This window comes from Sphingomonas sp. Leaf37 (assembly GCF_920939475.1).
Classification (GTDB): domain Bacteria; phylum Pseudomonadota; class Alphaproteobacteria; order Sphingomonadales; family Sphingomonadaceae; genus Sphingomonas.
Genome location: NZ_CAKLAX010000004.1, coordinates 308,623 through 325,084 on the forward strand (window position 1 = coordinate 308,623; position 16,462 = coordinate 325,084).

The window sequence follows — 16,462 nt, forward strand, 5'->3', positions numbered from 1 at the left end:
CCGTTCCGACGAACGCATGAGGGGGCTGTCCATTATGGGCGGCCCTTTTGCTTATGCGCGATGGCTGCGGCGATCGCCTGCACGACGCCGTCGATGGTATCCATCACATCGGCATTGGCGAAGCGGATCACGTGGTAGCCTTCGGTAGCGAGGAAGCGGGTGCGGGCGGCGTCTTGCTTGATCTTGGTGGCGTGGTCGTCGCCGTCGACTTCGACGATCAGGTGGTGGGCATGGGCGCAGAAGTCTGCATGATAGGGGCCGAACGGGACCTGGCGGCGAAAGCGGGTGTCGGGAAAGGCTTCGCGGAGCGCGCGCCACAGGCGTCGTTCGGGTTCACCGGTTTCCTGGCGGAGCGTTCTTGATTTGGTGACGGTCAGCGGCGGGAGTTGCTGGCGTTTGGTCAGGCCGTTCGCATTCCCCCTCACCCTTCCCACGGCCTGCGGCCGCGGGCCCCTTCCCTCTCCCACGAGGGGAGAGGGATTTTGGTCCGCTTTTCCCTCTCCCCTTGTGGGAGAGGGAGGGAGCGCCGCAGGCGCGGAAGGGTGAGGGGGAAGCGTCATGTACCCTGCTCGTCCGTTGTCAGACGCACCGCCGACCCGTCACCTCACTGGCACGCGAGGCATTCGTCATAGTCGGTCGTCTCGCCGATCTCGAACTTCGGTGCGCTGATCGTGTTGTCCGCCTCGACCCCGCCCGAGCCGGCGAAACCGGCGCGCTGGACCGACTTGGAACGCAGGTAATAAAGCGACTTGATGCCCAGCTCCCACGCGCGGAAGTGGAGCATCAGGAGGTCCCACTTCTCGACGTCGGCGGGGATGAACAGGTTCAGCGACTGCGCCTGGTCGATGTACGGCGTCCGGTCGCCGGCGAGTTCGAGGAGCCAGCGCTGGTCGATTTCGAAGCTGGTCTTGTAGCAGTCCTTTTCTTCCGTGGAGAGGAAGTCGAGGTGCTGGACCGAGCCGCCGTGTTCGAGGATCGAGGACCACACCGCTTCGCTGTTCTTCGATTTCTCGTTGAGCAGCTTTTCGAGATAGGGGTTCTTGACCGAGAAGCTGCCCGACAGCGTCTTGTGGGTGTAGATGTTGGCCGGGATCGGCTCGATGCACGCGCTGGTGCCGCCGCAGATGATGCTGATCGAGGCAGTGGGCGCGATCGCCATCTTGCAGCTGAACCGCTCCATCGCGCCGGTGTCGGCGGCGTCGGGGCAGGGGCCGCGTTCGATCGCGAGCTGCATCGAGGCTTCGTCGGCCTGGCTCTTGATGTGCTTGAACATGCGCAGGTTCCACGACTTGGCCATCGCGCCCTCGAACGGGAGGCCGCGCGCCTGGAGGAACGAGTGGAAGCCCATCACGCCGAGGCCGACCGAGCGCTCGCGGCCGGCGCTATAGGCGGCGCGCTCCATACCGGGTTCGTGGCGGTCGATGTAATCCTGCAGGACGTTGTCGAGGAAGCGCATCACGTCCTCGACGAAGCCCTTCTCGTCCTTCCACTGGTCCCACGTTTCGAGGTTGAGCGACGACAGGCAGCAGACCGCGGTGCGATCGTTGCCGAGGTGGTCGACGCCGGTCGGCAGCGTGATCTCGCTGCACAGGTTCGAGGTCGAGACCTTGAGGCCCAGCTCGCGGTGATGCTTGGGCATATTCGAATTCACGTGGTCGGCGAAGACGATGTACGGTTCGCCGGTCTGGAGGCGGGTCTCGACCAGCTTCTGGAACAGCGAGCGCGCGTCGACCGTCTGGCGGATCGCCTGATCCTTGGGGCTGCGCAGATGCCATTCCTCGCCGTTGCGCACCGCTTCCATGAAGGCGTCGGTGATGAGCACGCCGTGGTGGAGGTTGAGCGCCTTGCGGTTGAAGTCGCCGCTGGGCTTGCGGATTTCGAGGAACTCCTCGATCTCCGGATGGCTGATGTCGAGGTAGCAGGCGGCGGAACCGCGGCGCAGGCTGCCCTGGCTGATCGCGAGGGTGAGGCTGTCCATCACGCGGACGAACGGGATGATGCCGCTGGTCTTGCCGTTGAGGCCGACGGGTTCGCCGATGCCGCGGACGTTGCCCCAATAGGTGCCGATGCCGCCGCCGCGCGAGGCGAGCCAGACGTTCTCGTTCCAGGTGTCGACGATGCCGTTGAGGCTGTCGGGGACCGAGTTGAGGTAGCAGCTGATCGGCAGGCCGCGACCGGTGCCGCCGTTCGACAGCACGGGCGTCGCGGGCATGAACCACAGCTTCGAGATGTAATCGTACAGGCGCTGGGCGTGCGCGGCATCGTCGGCATAGGCCGAGGCGACGCGGACGAAGAGGTCCTGATAGCCTTCGCCGGGGAGCAGGTAGCGATCGTTCAGCGTTTCCTTGCCGAAATCGGTGAGCAGCGCGTCGCGGCTGTGGTCGACCTCGACGGGGTAGGGACGCGCGCGCACGGCCTTGCTGCCGGTGCCGACGGCTTCCGTCGCGGCGCTGGTGGTCGTCTCGGCGGTCGCTTCCATCGTGTCGGTCATTGCATCACCCTGCGTGTCCCTGAAGTCCATCGAAACCGCTCCTTCGTTCTCTAAGTGTTCGAATCGGCGGCGCATTTCCATGCTATCACCGTAGCGGCCCGGCCGTGAGAACAAAATGAGCACATCGCGTCGCCGCGTCGTGTTCGTCACCGAAACCCGATATGGGCATCAGCGCCGCTCTCTACCAGCAATTGGGTCCGCCCCCGAACTCAACCCCCACAAATTGTGGCAAAGCGGCCCGGCAGGCAAGGGGTTAATGATGCAGCGACGATGCCGTTCCATCGCTGTCCGGCTTCTCGCGACGGGTCGATACGAACGACGCGTGGACTTCCGCGGGTTTCGCAAAGCGCAAGAGAACAGCGGGCGAACGAAAATTTTTTGATGGTGTCGTCGGACCGGCACCGATCGACGGCCAACGGTGCCGTCGTGACCGTTTTCGACGCGATATCGACGGGTTGCGCCGGCGCGTGTTTGCGACTGCCCGTCCGGGATCAGTGGCGGGTGGCGTGGCCGGCGTCGATGACGCCATGACGCAGCGCCGCGGTGTAGAGCAGCTCGTTCTCGCGCTTGACCTGCGCCACCAGGCGGGGAAGCATCGCCGCGGCATCTTCAGCGAACGCATCCCACTGCGCGACGACCGCCGTCGGGTTCCAGCGAACGATGAAGGCGGTCCAGTCGCTCTTCAGCGCCTCCAGCTCGTCGGCCATCGCCGCGGCATGATCCGGCGAGGTGCCGCCGCGGATCGCGACGGTGGTCATGTCGATCACCTGATCCTCGACGCCCAGATGATCCGCCACCGACACCGTCAATTCGAGCAGGGCGACGGTCACATCCTCTGCCGGACGATCGTCGCGCCGGGTGAGCGCGACGAGAGCACCGCATTGACGGGCGATGCGATCGTGATCGCCCACCAGCCGGCCCCATGAGGTGCGGCGAGGGTCGATGCCATCGCTTTCGGGTCGATCGACCATGAGATACATCCTGGATGAACGCGACGTCGGGGCACGCAGGTGGCGCGGGCGTAACGGTTTTGCAATCGGCGAATGACGGGACGCCCGGGCGTTCGGCGGATTTGTCGTGCCCCCGCGAGGCAGATGCGTTCGCCGGTCAGACCGCGCGCCGCTGCACCCGGCCGAGTTGCGGATGGTTCAGCCGGTCGAGGTTGAACGGTTCGACGAACTGCAACCCCGCCTTGCCGTCCTTCGCCCAGGCGATCCGGGCGCTGAACATCTGATCCTCGACCAGTTCGATCAGGACATCGAGGCCGACGGCGTGGCCGTCGACGGCAATACCGTCGATCATCGCGCCGCTGGTCGAGATGTTGCGGATGCGCACGTCGCCTTCGTTGCGGCCGATCGCCATGCGGGCGGAGCGCAACATCTTGGTCCGCGGCGCACGGCTCGTCTTGTGGCCGACGGGCGCGGCCTGCGCGGCGCCACCCAGTTGCACCATCACCTCGTCCGCGACGACACCGCGGCCGTAGACATAGCCCTGAATGTGGCTGCACCCCAGGTCGCGGACCAGATCGATCTCGTCCTGGATCTCGACGCCCTCGGCCGTGGTTTCCATGCCCAGCGTATCGGCCAGCGTGACGATCGCACGGATGATCGCGGCGTTGCGGTTGCCCGGCTGCGCAGCACCGCGCACGAAGCTCTGGTCGATCTTGATCTTGTCGAACGGGGCGTTGCGCAGGTAGCCGAGGCTGGAATAGCCGGTGCCGAAATCGTCGAGTGCGAGGCGGACGCCGATCGCCTTCAGCGCCTTGAACATCGCATCGGTCGAACCCGATTCGTCGAGGAAGACGCCCTCGGTAATCTCGAGTTCGAGCCGGTGCGGCGGCAGTCCGCTGTGGGCGAGCGCGGAGGTGACCAGGGTCGGGAAGGCGGGATTGGCGAACTGGATCGGCGAGACGTTCACCGCGACGCGAACCTCGCGCGGCCAGCGTATCGCCTCGTCGCAGGCGGTGCGCATCACCCATTCGCCCAATGCCTCGATCAGCCCGCATTCCTCGGCGACCGGGATGAAATCGGCGGGAGAGATCGCGCCGCGGGTCGGATGATTCCAGCGGAGCAGCGCTTCATAGCCGACGATCTCGGTCGACAGGGTCGACACGACGGGCTGATAGGCGAGATGGAAACCGCCGGTGCCAAGCGCGTCGCGCATGTCGTCTTCCAGCGCCTTGCGGCTCTTGGCGCCTGCCAGCATCTCGTCGGAATAGAAGCGGTGCACGCCCCGTCCGTCCGCCTTGGCGGCGTAGAGCGCGAGATCGGCGTTGCGGATCAGCTCCTCGGCGTCCTCGCCATGTTGCGGCGCGATGGCGATGCCGATCGAACAGCCGATCGTGACCGATGCGCCGGCGATGAAATAGGGCTGCGACAGCGAGCCGATCAGCTCCTTCGCCAGCGTCGCCAGCGAATCGCGATTATCAATGCCGGGCAGCAGCACCTGGAATTCGTCGCCGCCGAGGCGTCCGACCAGACCACCGACCACGCAGGCATCGGCGACCACGCGTTCCAGTCGCTGTGCGACCTGTTTGAGCAACGCATCGCCGGCCTGATGACCCAATGTGTCGTTGACCGCCTTGAACCGGTCGAGGTCCATCAGGAACAGCGACGTCGGCCGGAACGGGCCGACCCGCTGCTGGAGCAGCGTCTTGTCGAGGCTGTGCCGCATGCGCTGGCGATTGGCGAGCCCGGTCAGGCCGTCGAACAGCGCGAGGCGCGTGATCTCGGCATCCGACTTGCGCTTTTCGGTCAGGTCGCTGCCCGATCCGATGAAACCCTGGAACCGGCCGAGATCGTCGACGACGGGGCGGCCGGATATCGACCACCACCGGTCGGTCTCCGCATTCTCGATCCGACGGCCGGCGGCACAGACCGTATAATCGGAGAAGGAGGTGCGCGACGACAGATGGAAGGCGAGCGTCCGTTCGGTGCCGGGCGCCGCGCTGTCCATGCGAAAGACATCGGTCAGCATGCGGCTGACGGGTTCGTCGCCGTCGCTGCGCAGATCGGCGGCGACCTTGTCCGACAGATAGGTCAGGCGGCCCTGGCGATCGGACTCCCAGAACCAGCCGGTACCATGTCCTTCGAATTCGGCGATCATCTTGGCGGCGAGCCGGCCTTCGCTCGCCTCGGCGGCACGGGCGTGCGCCGCACGCGCATCGAGACGTGCGAGGCGGATCGTGGCGATGCCCAGACAGATGAGGAAGACGAAGGCGACCGTCGAGGGCAGGAGCCGTTCCGACAGTATCGGCAGCATGAGCACCAGTCCGGTGCCGAAGCCCAGAGTCGCGGCCCGGACGGGGTGCAAGGCGATCGTGGTGATGCCGATCGCGCCGGCAACGGCGACGAAGCATCCGAGCTGGACCGGTCCCATCGGCAGCTTCGTCGAGGCCCAGAGCAGCGACGACAGCGCAGCCGCGGTGCCGCTGGCCGCGAGCGCGAGGCAGCGGGTGCGGATGTGCGGGGCCCATTCGCGGGACCATGGCGTCATGAGCACGGCATAAGCGGCACAGGCGACGAGCAAGGCGAGGGCGATGGTGCCGCCGAGTTCGGCGATCGCCAGCGCGTGCGACTGCGCGAGCGCGGCGCCGAGCAGCACGGCGCAGGCCACCGACTGTGCCACGAGCGCGAACGGCCAGATCGCCGCGACGCTGAACAAGCGCAAGGCATGCGCCTGTGCATCGGGATCGTCGTGATCGTCGCGCAAGGCGAGCAGGCGCAGGATCGCGGCCGGGGACAGACCCGTGTCCGGTAGGGAGCGTGAGACCGATTTCGGCATATATCCGTTGCTACGCCGGTGATGGTTGAGAAAGCTTTGCGATCCCCGACATTTTCGACGGAATGCGAGATAAGGTGTGAAACGGTCGGATGCCGGCCGCTTGGCGACGGCGCAGGCTGGTTCTAAAGGCGGCGGCGAAGGAGCCTTGCCCGTGCCGACCGTGACCATCCGCCCCGCCGACCTGATCGAGAGCGTCGCCGACGCGTTGCAATTCATCAGTTACTACCACCCGATGGATTACATCCGCGCGCTCGGCGAGGCGTATGAGGCGGAGCAGAGCCCGGCGGCGAAGGACGCGATCGCGCAGATCCTGACCAACAGCCGGATGTGCGCCGAGGGGCATCGACCGATCTGCCAGGACACCGGCATCGTCACCGTCTTCGTCAAATGGGGACAGGACTGCCGGCTGGACGGCGATGACAGCCTGCAACAGGTGATCGACGAGGGCGTACGCCGTGCCTACCTGCACCCCGAGAACAAGCTGCGCGCGTCGATTCTGGCCGATCCCGCCTTCACCCGCCGCAATACGAAGGACAATACGCCGAGCGTCCTGCACGTCGAGATGGTGCCGGGATCGAAGGTGTCGGTGGAAGTCGCCGCGAAGGGCGGCGGGTCGGAGAACAAGTCGAAGTTCAAGATGATGAACCCCAGCGATTCGATCGTCGACTGGGTGCTGGAGATGATCCCGCAGATGGGCGCGGGCTGGTGCCCGCCGGGCATGCTCGGCATCGGTATCGGCGGGACGGCGGAAAAGGCGATGCTGCTCGCCAAGGAATCGCTGATGGGCGCGATCGACATGGGCCAGTTGAAGGCGCGCGGGCCGCGGAACGATATCGAGGCGCTGCGTATCGAGTTGATGGACAAGGTGAATGCGCTCGGCATCGGCGCGCAGGGGCTGGGCGGGCTGTCGACGGTGCTCGACGTCAAGATCCTCGACTGGCCGACGCATGCGGCGTCGAAGCCTGTCGCGATGATCCCCAATTGCGCCGCGACCCGGCATGCGCATTTCACGCTCGACGGGACCGGCCCGGTGTATCTGGAGGCGCCGAAGCTGAGCGAATGGCCGCAGGTGAACTGGACGCCCGACAAGGCGGCGATCCGCGTCGACCTCGACACGCTGACGCCCGACGTGGTGGCGACGTGGCAGCATGGCGACCGGCTGCTGCTCAACGGCAAGATGCTGACCGGGCGCGATGCGGCGCACAAGCGGATCGCCGACATGCTGGCGAAGGGCGAGGCCTTGCCGGTCGATTTCGCGGGACGTGTCATCTATTATGTCGGGCCGGTCGATCCGGTCGGCGAAGAGGTCGTCGGGCCGGCGGGTCCGACCACCGCCACGCGGATGGACAAGTTCACCCGCATGATGCTGGACCAGGGCCTGCTGGCGATGGTCGGCAAGGCCGAGCGCGGACCCGATGCGACCAAGGCGATCGCGGAGGGCAAGTCGGCGTATCTGATGGCGGTCGGCGGCGCTGCCTATCTGGTCGCCCGCGCCATCAAAGGCAGCAAGGTCGTCGGGTTCGAGGATCTGGGGATGGAGGCGATCTACGAATTCGAGGTCAGCGATTTCCCGGTGACCGTCGCGGTGGATAGCGAGGGCAAGAACGTCCACCAGCTCGCCCCGCTCGTCTGGCGGGACAAGATCGCGCGCGAGGGGTTGCTGACGCCGGCGTGAGCGGGGCGTCGGCGCATCCACGTTCGCTTCCCGGGGAGCGGCAGACGCGCCGACATCGCAGCGACGGCCGGCATGACGGGAACGCGTTGGCGGTGGAGCGGTTGATGCGGATCATTCCCGACGGATCGGACCCCGCCATGAAGACGTTCCTCGCAGCCGCGCTGCTGATCGCGCCCGCTGTCGCCATTGCACAGACCGGCACCAGCCCGACGCCGGCTGCAGGCGCCACGGCATCGGCGCCGCGTGGCGGCGGGTTGCTGGGGCAGGCGGGAAGCTTGCTGGGCGGCGGATTGCCGCAGATCGGGTCGATCGGCGCGGGCAATGCTGCGGGATTGCTGAGCTATTGCGTCAAGAACAGGCTGCTCGCTGCGACCGGTAATGGAACGGGTGCGGCCGGCGTGCTCGGCCGGTTGACCGGCAAGAAGGATGTGCGGACCTTGCCCGGATATGAGGCTGGACAGGCTGGGCAGGTGCAGACGCCGGCGGGATCGTCGCTGTCGCTCGATACGCTGCGTGGACAGGTGAAGGGACAGGTGTGCAACCTGGTGCTGAACCGGGCGCGGACGTTCCTCTGACCGTAAAATGAGAAGAGGGTGCCGGGCGCCTCCCGGCGACCCGACACCCCCCAAACATGGTCAGCGGCCGGAGAGCTCCAGCCCGGGAGACCATGAGGCCTCTACAACCCTCGTCATGCCGTTGATTGGGGGAGGATACCCCCCGGCAGACATCAAGCGGATTCTAGAAGCGAGTCCCCCGAACGAACTGAACCGACCCCCTTGCTGAACCATGAGACATCGGATCACCTCCTTTCGCTTGTGTTAGCCATGTGACCGGTATCCCGGCCACACCGGCAATGTGCGCATACCCGCGTGTGGATGCAAGACTTGTAATGCACGACATTTTGCAGGACGATCCTGCCCCGCCGCCGCAGTCTCAGCCTCAGCCGCGGCAATCCTCGGTCACCCGTTCGATCTCCGCCCAGGTGGGAACGACCAGCGTCGATCCGCCCGCCTGCTGGATGACGAAGCGCCCGCGACTGAACCCCATCGCGTCGAGCAGTCCGTCGTTCGGCAGCAACGCGGCGGCGACGTAGACGGGGGTGCCGCCGGTCGGGCGGACGGGGACGGCACGGGTGACGCTGGTGGTGCGGACGGTCAGCGGGGTCGCCACGGCGCCGGCGACCGACAGATAGACCTGGCGCGCGGCCGTGTCGCAGCGAAGCGTCAGCCGGGCGTCGCTGCCTGTGACACCGAACAGCGCGATGCTGCCGCGATCGTCGCGGCGATACGTCCACGTGCCGGGCGTGAGCGGCCAGTCCCGCCAGTCGCTTCCGGCGTTGACGACCGGCGGCGGTGGCGGCGGGGCAACCGTCACCGGTGCGGGCGCGGGCGGCGGCGGAGCGGCCTGCGGGACACAGGCTGCCACGGCAAGGATCGGGATCAGGGCAAGGGAACGGCGCATCGCATGGCTTATGGGCGAAGGGTGCGTCGCCCTCAACCCGCGATGGTGCGGCGGATCAGGGAACCGGCGTGGCTGCCGGGCGGTTCACCGGCGTAACAATCAGGAGCATCCGATGTCGACCGACACCCAGACCGCCGCCGCCACCCAGTTGCTCGTCCAGTCGAATATCGCCCACTCGCTGAAGGTCGAGAGCCGGGACGGGGATCAGGTGGGATCGGTCTATGCGCTGATGGTGCACAAGGGCACGGGCCGATCGACGCATGCGGTGCTTAGCCTGGGCGGGTTTCTGGGCATGGGCAAGAGCTTCTATCCGTTGCCCTTCGAGCTGCTGCAATTCGACCCGGTGCGCGACCTGTACGTGGTGACGATCGACCGCCGCATATTGGAAGGTGGGCCGAGCTGGTCGAACAACGCGCCGGTGTTCGACCAAGCCTATGCCGATCGCGTGGCGAGCTATTACGGGGTGAGCGCGGCGAACCTGACGACGGGGTAAGCGACGCAGCGATCCCGTCGTCCTCGCCGGGAGGATGACAGGATCGCTGTATCTACCGTCCGCGGCGTCCGCCCATCCGCATCTTCTGTTCCTTGCCGTAGCGGGTCTTGCGGGTGCCGGGTTTGCCTTCGTTGCTGCGGCCCATGATCGGTGCTTTCTGTTCGTCGACGGGGAGGCCGAGTTCCTCGTTTTCCAGCTGGCGGATTTCGTCGCGGAGGCGGCCGGCTTCCTCGAATTCGAGGTCGGATGCCGCCTTGCGCATCTTCTTTTCGAGGTCCTCGATATAGGCGCGCAAATTGTGGCCGACCATGTGCGGGCGGTCCTCGTCGATCGGGATGGTGACCTGATCGCCCTGGCTGACGTGGGCGATGATGTCGCCGATGTTGCGCTTGATCGTCGTCGGCGTGATGCCGTGGAGGGTGTTGTATTCCTCCTGCTTTTCACGGCGGCGGGCGGTTTCGTTCATCGCCCGCTCCATGCTGCCGGTGATCCGGTCGGCGTAGAGGATGACGCGGCCGTCGACGTTGCGTGCGGCGCGGCCGATCGTCTGGATCAGCGAGGTTTCGGAACGCAGGAAGCCTTCCTTGTCGGCGTCGAGGATCGCGACCAGCCCGCATTCGGGAATGTCCAATCCCTCGCGCAGCAGGTTGATGCCGATGAGCACGTCGTACACGCCGAGGCGCAGGTCGCGGATCAGCTCGATACGTTCCAGCGTCTCGACGTCGCTGTGCATGTAGCGGACCTTGATGCCCGCTTCGTGCATATATTCGGTAAGGTCTTCGGACATGCGCTTGGTGAGCGTCGTCACCAAAGTGCGATAGCCGAGCGCCGTGGTCTTGTGACATTCCTGGATCAGGTCCTGCACCTGTTCCTCGACCGGCTTGATCTCGACGGGCGGGTCGATCAGGCCGGTGGGGCGGATGACCTGTTCGGCGAAGACGCCGCCGGTCTGCTCCATCTCCCAATTGCCCGGCGTCGCCGAGACGCTGACTGTCTGCGGGCGCATCGCGTCCCATTCGTTGAAGCGCAGCGGGCGGTTGTCGATGCACGACGGCAGGCGAAAGCCGTATTCGGCGAGCGTGATCTTGCGACGGTGATCGCCGCGCGCCATCGCGCCGATCTGCGGCACGGTCTGGTGGCTTTCGTCGACGAACAGCACTGCGTTTTCGGGAAGGTATTCGAACAAGGTGGGGGGCGGTTCGCCGGGGAGGCGGCCGGTGAGGAAGCGGCTGTAATTCTCGATGCCTGCGCACGATCCGGTGGCGGCGATCATCTCGAGGTCGAAGTTGGTGCGCTGTTCGAGGCGCTGGGCTTCGAGGAGTTTACCCTCGGCGACCAATTCCTTGAGGCGTTCGGCGAGTTCGTGCTTGATCGCGTCGCCGGCCTGCTTGAGCGTCGGGCCGGGCGTGACGTAATGGCTGTTGGCGTAGACGCGGACGCTGTTGAGGCTCGCGACCTTCTTGCCGGTGAGGGGATCGAATTCGGTGATATCCTCGATATCGTCGCCGAAGAAACTGATCCGCCACGCGCTGTCTTCGTAGTGAGACGGGAAGATTTCGAGCGTGTCACCCTTCACGCGAAAGTTGCCGCGAGCGAAGGCAGCGTCGTTGCGCTTGTATTGGAGGGCGACCAGCTTGCGTACGATCTCGCGCTGATCGACGGCGGTGCCTTTCTTGAGGTCGAAGATCATCGCCGAATAGGTTTCGACCGAGCCGATACCGTACAGGCAGGACACCGAGGCGACGATAATGCAATCGTCGCGTTCCAACAGCGACCGCGTCGCCGAATGGCGCATCCGGTCGATCGATTCGTTGGTCGAGGATTCCTTCTCGATGTAGGTGTCCGACCGCGGCACGTAGGCCTCGGGCTGGTAGTAATCGTAATAGCTGACGAAATATTCGACGGCATTCTCGGGGAAGAAGCTCTTGAACTCGCCGTAGAGCTGCGCCGCGAGGATCTTGTTGGGGGCGAGGATCAGCGCCGGGCGCTGAAGCTCCTCGATCACCTTGGCCATGGTGAAGGTCTTGCCCGATCCGGTGACGCCGAGCAGCACCTGATCCTTTTCGCCGGCGCGCGCCGTCGCGGTCAGTTCGGCGATGGCCGTCGGCTGGTCGCCCGATGGGCTGTACTCGCTCACCAGCTTGAACGGGCGGCCGCCCTCCACCTTCGCGGGGCGGGCGGGGCGGTGGGGGACAAAGTTCTCGCCGGTTTCAGGTTCGGCGAGGCTGGTGCGGATCTGGATGGCCATACGATGATGAATATGGGTGCGCGCGCGGGTGGAGGCAACAGACCGTGAACACCAGTGTGCTGCTGCGTGCGCAGGAGCGCTGGAGGGCGGGAAAGCTTTGCTTTGGTTGACCGTGGCGCGCGGGGTTCATAATGCGATCCCTTCGCAAACAACCCGAAGCGCCTGATCGATGACCGATGTCCGTAGCCCAATAACCCTGCCCGAGACCAAGGCGTTCGCCAACGTCAAGGTGCTCTGGGTGCGTCATTGGAACGACCGGCTGTTCAGCTTCGCGGTCGAGCGGCCGGCGAGCTTCCGCTTCCGTTCGGGCGAGTTCGTGATGATCGGGTTGCCGGGTGAGGGCCAGGGCGCGAAGCCGATCATGCGCGCCTATTCGATCGCGTCGCCGCATTATGCCGAGGAACTGGAGTTCCTGTCGATCAAGGTCGAGGACGGGCCGCTGACGTCGAAGCTTCAGCTGATCGAGCCGGGCGACGAAGTGTATATGGGCAGGAAGCCGACGGGGACGCTGGTCACCGACGCTCTGGTCGGCGGCAAGCGGCTGTTCTTCTTCTCGACCGGCACGGGCCTTGCGCCGTTCCTGAGCCTCGCGCGGGATCCCGACGTGTACAGCATGTTCGATCAGGTCATTCTGGTGCATTCGGTGCGGCAGGTCAGCGATCTGGCCTATCACGACGAATTGCAGGCACGGCTGGCGGACGACCCGCTGGTATCGGACGAGGCGCAGCAGCAGTTCCACTATATCCCGACCGTGACGCGCGAGCCGTTCCGGACGACGGGGCGTATCGGCGACCTGATCGAAAGCGCGGCGCTGTTCGGCGATCCGGTACAGGGTGCGAAGAAGCTCGATCCGGAAACCGACCGGATCATGCTGTGCGGAAGCATGGCTATGATCCGGGAAACGGCGGCGATGCTCGACTCAATCGGCTTCGAGGAAGGGTCGAACGCCAAGGCCGGGACGTATGTGATCGAGCGAGCGTTCGTCGACTGAACGCCGGTTCGGGATGGCGTCAGCGCGGCGCCATCCTGATCCCACCGTCGAGGCGGATATCCTCGCCGTTGAAATAGCCGTTTTCGATCAGCGTCAGGGCGAGATGGGCATATTCTGCCGGATCGCCCAGTCGCTTCGGGAAGGGGACGCTGGCGGCGAGCCCGTCCTTGACCGGCTGCGGAGCGCCTTGCAGCAGCGGTGTGTCGAAGATGCCGGGCAGGATCGTGTTCACCCGGATGCCTTCGCTCATCAGGTCGCGCGCGATCGGCAGGGTCATGCCGACGACGCCTCCCTTCGACGCGGAATAGGCGGCCTGACCGATCTGGCCGTCCTCCGCCGCGACGCTGGCGGTCATGACGATCGCACCGCGCTCGCCGTGCTCACCTGGCGCCAGCGTCAGCATGCCGGCGGCCGATTTGGCGACACAGCGGAAGGTGCCGACGAGGTTGATCTGGATGAGCCAGTTGAACGCTTCCAGCGGGAAGTGCTTGATGCTGCCATCTTCCTTCGATCGGCTGGCGGTCTTCACCGCGTTGCCGGTGCCGGCGCAGCAGACCAGCACCGATTCCTGGCCGTGCGCCTCGCGAGCGCGGGCAAAGCCGGCATCGACGCTGTCGTCGCTGGTGACGTTGACCTCGCAAAAGACGCCGCCGATCTCGGCCGCGAGCGCCTCGCCCTTTTCGCATTGCAGGTCGAAGATCGCGACTTTTGCCCCCTTGGCGGCGAGCGCGCGGGCGGTCGCGGCGCCGAGGCCGGAGGCACCGCCGGTGACGATGGCGGCTGTGGTGTCGGTGATGATCATGCTTTCCCTTTTCTCTGCATGCGTTCCCCGCGAGGGGGAGGGGGACCGTTCGGCGTCAGCCGAATGGTGGAGAGGGAGGTAAGCGACGCGCTTGATACAGAATTCGCCGCTTGCCTCCCCCTCCGTCACGGCTTCGCCGCGCCACCTCCCCCTGGCGGGGGAGGAACGTGGCGGGTCAGAGCCGCTCGACGATCGTGACGTTGGCGATGCCGCCGCCTTCGCACATCGTCTGGAGGCCGTAGCGGCCGCCGCGCGCGTGCAACGCGTGGATCAGGGTCGCCATCAGCTTCGTGCCACTCGCGCCGAGCGGATGGCCGAGCGCGATCGCGCCGCCGTTGACGTTGAGCCGCGCGGGGTCGCCGCCGATGTGCTGCAACCATGCCAGCGGCACCGGTGCGAATGCCTCGTTCACCTCGTACAGGTCGATGTCCTCGATCCGCATGCCGGCGCGCCGCAGCGCCTTGTCAGTGGCGAACAGCGGTTCCTCGAGCATGATGACGGGATCGCCGCCGGTGACGGTCAGATTGTGAATGCGCGCCAGCGGGGTCAGGCCGTACGTCTTCAGCGCCGCCTCGCTCACCACCAGCACCGCGCTCGATCCGTCGCAGATCTGGCTGGCGTTGGCGGCGGTGATCGTGCCGCCCTCCTGTAGCAGCTTGACCGCGCCGATCGTCTCGGGCGAGGCGTCGTAACGGATGCCCTCGTCATGGTCGTGCAGCGCCGGGCCGTCGGGCGTCTCCACCTCCAGCCCGACGATCTCGCCGCGAAACACGCCGGCCTGGGTGGCGGCCGCGGCGCGGCGGTGGCTTTCGAGCGCATAGGCGTCGAGCGCCGCGCGATCGAAGCCGTATTTGCGCGCGATCATCTCCGCGCCCATGAACTGGCTGAACTGGACGTCGGGGAAGCGCGCCTCCTGCCGCGGGCTCTTCGCCTTGCCGAGGCCCGCTTGCGCGAACAATGCGCCGGTCGATCCCATGGGTACGCGGGTCATGCTCTCCACGCCGGCGGCGATAACGACGTCCTGCGTGCCGCTCATCACCGCCTGCGCCGCGAACTGGATCGCCTGCTGGCTCGATCCGCACTGGCGGTCGATGGTGACGGCGGGGACGCTGGTCGGCAGTTTAGAGGCGAGCACCGCGCCGCGACCGACCTGAAAGCCCTGCTCGCCGCCCTGGCTGACGCAGCCCATGATGACGTCCTCGACCGCGGCGGGATCGATGCCGCTGCGGTCGATGATCGCGTCGAGCACCGCCGCTGCCATGTCCGCCGGGTGCCACCCCGCAAGCCGTCCGCCGCGACGCCCGCCGGCGGTCCGCACCGCCTCGACGATATAGGCTTCCGCCATCATCCTCTCTCCATAACTCTTGTTATTGTGGTGCTGTGTCGCGTAATCGGCGGCGAAGCGCAAGGGGATCGATATGGATGTGCGGGACGCGGTGCAGGCGCGGCGATCGGTGCGCGGGTTCCTGGATACGCCGGTCGAGCTGGCGACGCTGCGCGGGCTGGCGGAGGCGGCGGCGCGGGCGCCGTCCGGGGGCAACCTGCAGCCGTGGCACGTGCATATCGTTCACGGCGACGCTCTGGCGCGACTGAAGGCCATGGTCGCTGCGAAGCTGATGCGCGGCGAGACGGAGACGCCGGACTATGCGGTCTATCCGCTAGAGCTGGATGATCCTTATCGCGCGCGGCGCTCGGAGGTGGGGGAGGCGCTGTACGGCCACCTCGGCATCCCGCGGGCGGATCGTGATGCCCGGCGGCGCTGGTTCGCGGAGAACTTCCGCTTCTTCGGGGCGCCGGCGGCGTATTTCTGTTCGGTCGACCGGGAAATGGGGCCGCCGCAATGGTCGGACCTCGGCATGTACCTCCAGACGCTGATGCTGCTCGCGGTGGAGGCGGGGCTGGCGACGTGTCCGCAGGAATGCTGGGCGATGTTTCCGGAGACGGTGGGGGTGACGCTTGGGCTGCCGGAGGGACGGATGCTGTTCTGTGGCGTGGCGATCGGGTTCGAGGACATCGATGCGCCGGCCAATGCGCTGCGGAGCGAGAGGGCGGATGCGGGGGAGTGGCTGAGCGTCGTTGCGTGAGTGGCAACTGTGATGTTTGGGCGTAAAGGCCCACCGAACATCCTTCGTCACTCCGGAACTAGTCCGGGGTGACGGAAGCGTTGGGGCGACCGCGGAGCTACAGAACCACGCTGACCGGCTTCGACTCCTTGATCGCTGCCAGCACCATCCGCTCCCATACTGCCGGATCGCCCGCCGCGGCCATTGCCTGATCCGGCTCGCGTAGCGTCCGCAACACGGCCAGCGCATCGGGCAGGTAATCGCGCCACGCGCTGTCCACCTGATCCCCGGCGCTCTCGGCGTAGCCGCCGGCATTGACGCTGATCCGCTGCCCGGCAAGTACGCGGGCGATCCGTTCGGCGATCGGCGTGGTGGACACGTCCATATTGGCTCTCCTTCGACGGGAGAATGCCTGAGGTCCGCGTCGGTTGCGAGCCCAAAGCAAACGGCCCGGC

Annotated in this window: 14 protein-coding genes; 5 read left to right on the plus strand and 9 right to left on the minus strand. The window is 66.2% G+C overall.

Going from position 1 to position 16,462, the window contains the following annotated elements:
- Window positions 1-32: 32 nt before the first annotated feature.
- The 4 genes from LRA87_RS15315 to LRA87_RS15330 all read right to left on the minus strand — a co-directional run bounded on the left by LRA87_RS15315 (window position 33) and on the right by LRA87_RS15330 (window position 6,274).
- Window positions 33-425, minus strand: a complete 393-nt coding sequence (locus tag LRA87_RS15315; protein ID WP_230632746.1) for an endonuclease domain-containing protein — start codon at window positions 423-425, stop codon at window positions 33-35.
- A 179-nt stretch (window positions 426-604) separates the two neighbouring features.
- Window positions 605-2,491: a ribonucleoside-diphosphate reductase subunit alpha gene (locus tag LRA87_RS15320; protein ID WP_443024899.1), complete on the minus strand. Its 1,887-nt coding sequence runs from the start codon at window positions 2,489-2,491 to the stop codon at window positions 605-607.
- A 491-nt stretch (window positions 2,492-2,982) separates the two neighbouring features.
- A complete protein-coding gene (locus LRA87_RS15325; protein WP_230632750.1) occupies window positions 2,983-3,462 on the minus strand; it encodes a hemerythrin domain-containing protein in 480 nt (159 codons plus the stop codon).
- Window positions 3,463-3,598: 136 nt separating this feature from the next.
- Complete coding sequence (locus LRA87_RS15330; protein ID WP_230632752.1) at window positions 3,599-6,274, minus strand: EAL domain-containing protein; 2,676 nt, start codon at window positions 6,272-6,274, stop codon at window positions 3,599-3,601.
- A 151-nt stretch (window positions 6,275-6,425) separates the two neighbouring features.
- Here LRA87_RS15330 and LRA87_RS15335 point away from each other — a divergent pair, with 151 nt between their 5' ends.
- Both LRA87_RS15335 and LRA87_RS15340 read left to right on the plus strand, forming a co-directional pair.
- Window positions 6,426-7,949, plus strand: coding sequence for a fumarate hydratase (locus LRA87_RS15335; protein WP_230632753.1), 1,524 nt, complete (start codon window positions 6,426-6,428; stop codon window positions 7,947-7,949).
- Window positions 7,950-8,053: 104 nt separating this feature from the next.
- Window positions 8,054-8,524, plus strand: a complete 471-nt coding sequence (locus tag LRA87_RS15340) for a DUF2501 domain-containing protein (RefSeq protein ID WP_230632755.1) — start codon at window positions 8,054-8,056, stop codon at window positions 8,522-8,524.
- Between the two features lie 364 nt (window positions 8,525-8,888).
- Here the strand turns inward: LRA87_RS15340 and LRA87_RS15345 are convergent, their stop codons facing one another.
- Window positions 8,889-9,410, minus strand: a complete 522-nt coding sequence (locus LRA87_RS15345) for a hypothetical protein (protein ID WP_230632757.1) — start codon at window positions 9,408-9,410, stop codon at window positions 8,889-8,891.
- Window positions 9,411-9,522: 112 nt separating this feature from the next.
- Between LRA87_RS15345 and LRA87_RS15350 the strand changes: the two genes are divergently transcribed.
- Window positions 9,523-9,903 (plus strand): PRC-barrel domain-containing protein, encoded by a 381-nt coding sequence (locus LRA87_RS15350; protein WP_230632759.1) that lies wholly within the window; start codon window positions 9,523-9,525, stop codon window positions 9,901-9,903.
- 52 nt (window positions 9,904-9,955) lie between these two features.
- On the opposite strand, the gene uvrB is transcribed toward LRA87_RS15350, so the two are convergent.
- Window positions 9,956-12,151 (minus strand): excinuclease ABC subunit UvrB, encoded by a 2,196-nt coding sequence (gene uvrB, locus LRA87_RS15355; RefSeq protein ID WP_230632761.1) that lies wholly within the window; start codon window positions 12,149-12,151, stop codon window positions 9,956-9,958.
- 169 nt (window positions 12,152-12,320) lie between these two features.
- Between uvrB and LRA87_RS15360 the strand changes: the two genes are divergently transcribed.
- On the plus strand, window positions 12,321-13,142 hold the full coding sequence (locus tag LRA87_RS15360) for a ferredoxin--NADP reductase (protein WP_230632763.1): 822 nt from the start codon (window positions 12,321-12,323) through the stop codon (window positions 13,140-13,142).
- A 19-nt stretch (window positions 13,143-13,161) separates the two neighbouring features.
- Here LRA87_RS15360 and LRA87_RS15365 read toward each other — a convergent pair whose 3' ends face one another.
- Both LRA87_RS15365 and LRA87_RS15370 read right to left on the minus strand, forming a co-directional pair.
- The gene (locus tag LRA87_RS15365; RefSeq protein WP_230632765.1) at window positions 13,162-13,944 is read right to left on the minus strand and encodes an SDR family NAD(P)-dependent oxidoreductase; all 783 of its coding nucleotides are present in this window, start codon (window positions 13,942-13,944) and stop codon (window positions 13,162-13,164) included.
- A gap of 175 nt (window positions 13,945-14,119) precedes the next feature.
- Window positions 14,120-15,289, minus strand: coding sequence for an acetyl-CoA C-acetyltransferase (locus LRA87_RS15370; RefSeq protein ID WP_230781637.1), 1,170 nt, complete (start codon window positions 15,287-15,289; stop codon window positions 14,120-14,122).
- A 73-nt stretch (window positions 15,290-15,362) separates the two neighbouring features.
- Between LRA87_RS15370 and LRA87_RS15375 the strand changes: the two genes are divergently transcribed.
- Window positions 15,363-16,028, plus strand: a complete 666-nt coding sequence (locus LRA87_RS15375) for a nitroreductase (protein ID WP_230632766.1) — start codon at window positions 15,363-15,365, stop codon at window positions 16,026-16,028.
- A gap of 97 nt (window positions 16,029-16,125) precedes the next feature.
- Here the strand turns inward: LRA87_RS15375 and LRA87_RS15380 are convergent, their stop codons facing one another.
- A complete protein-coding gene (locus LRA87_RS15380; protein WP_230632768.1) occupies window positions 16,126-16,392 on the minus strand; it encodes a hypothetical protein in 267 nt (88 codons plus the stop codon).
- Window positions 16,393-16,462: the final 70 nt, after the last annotated feature.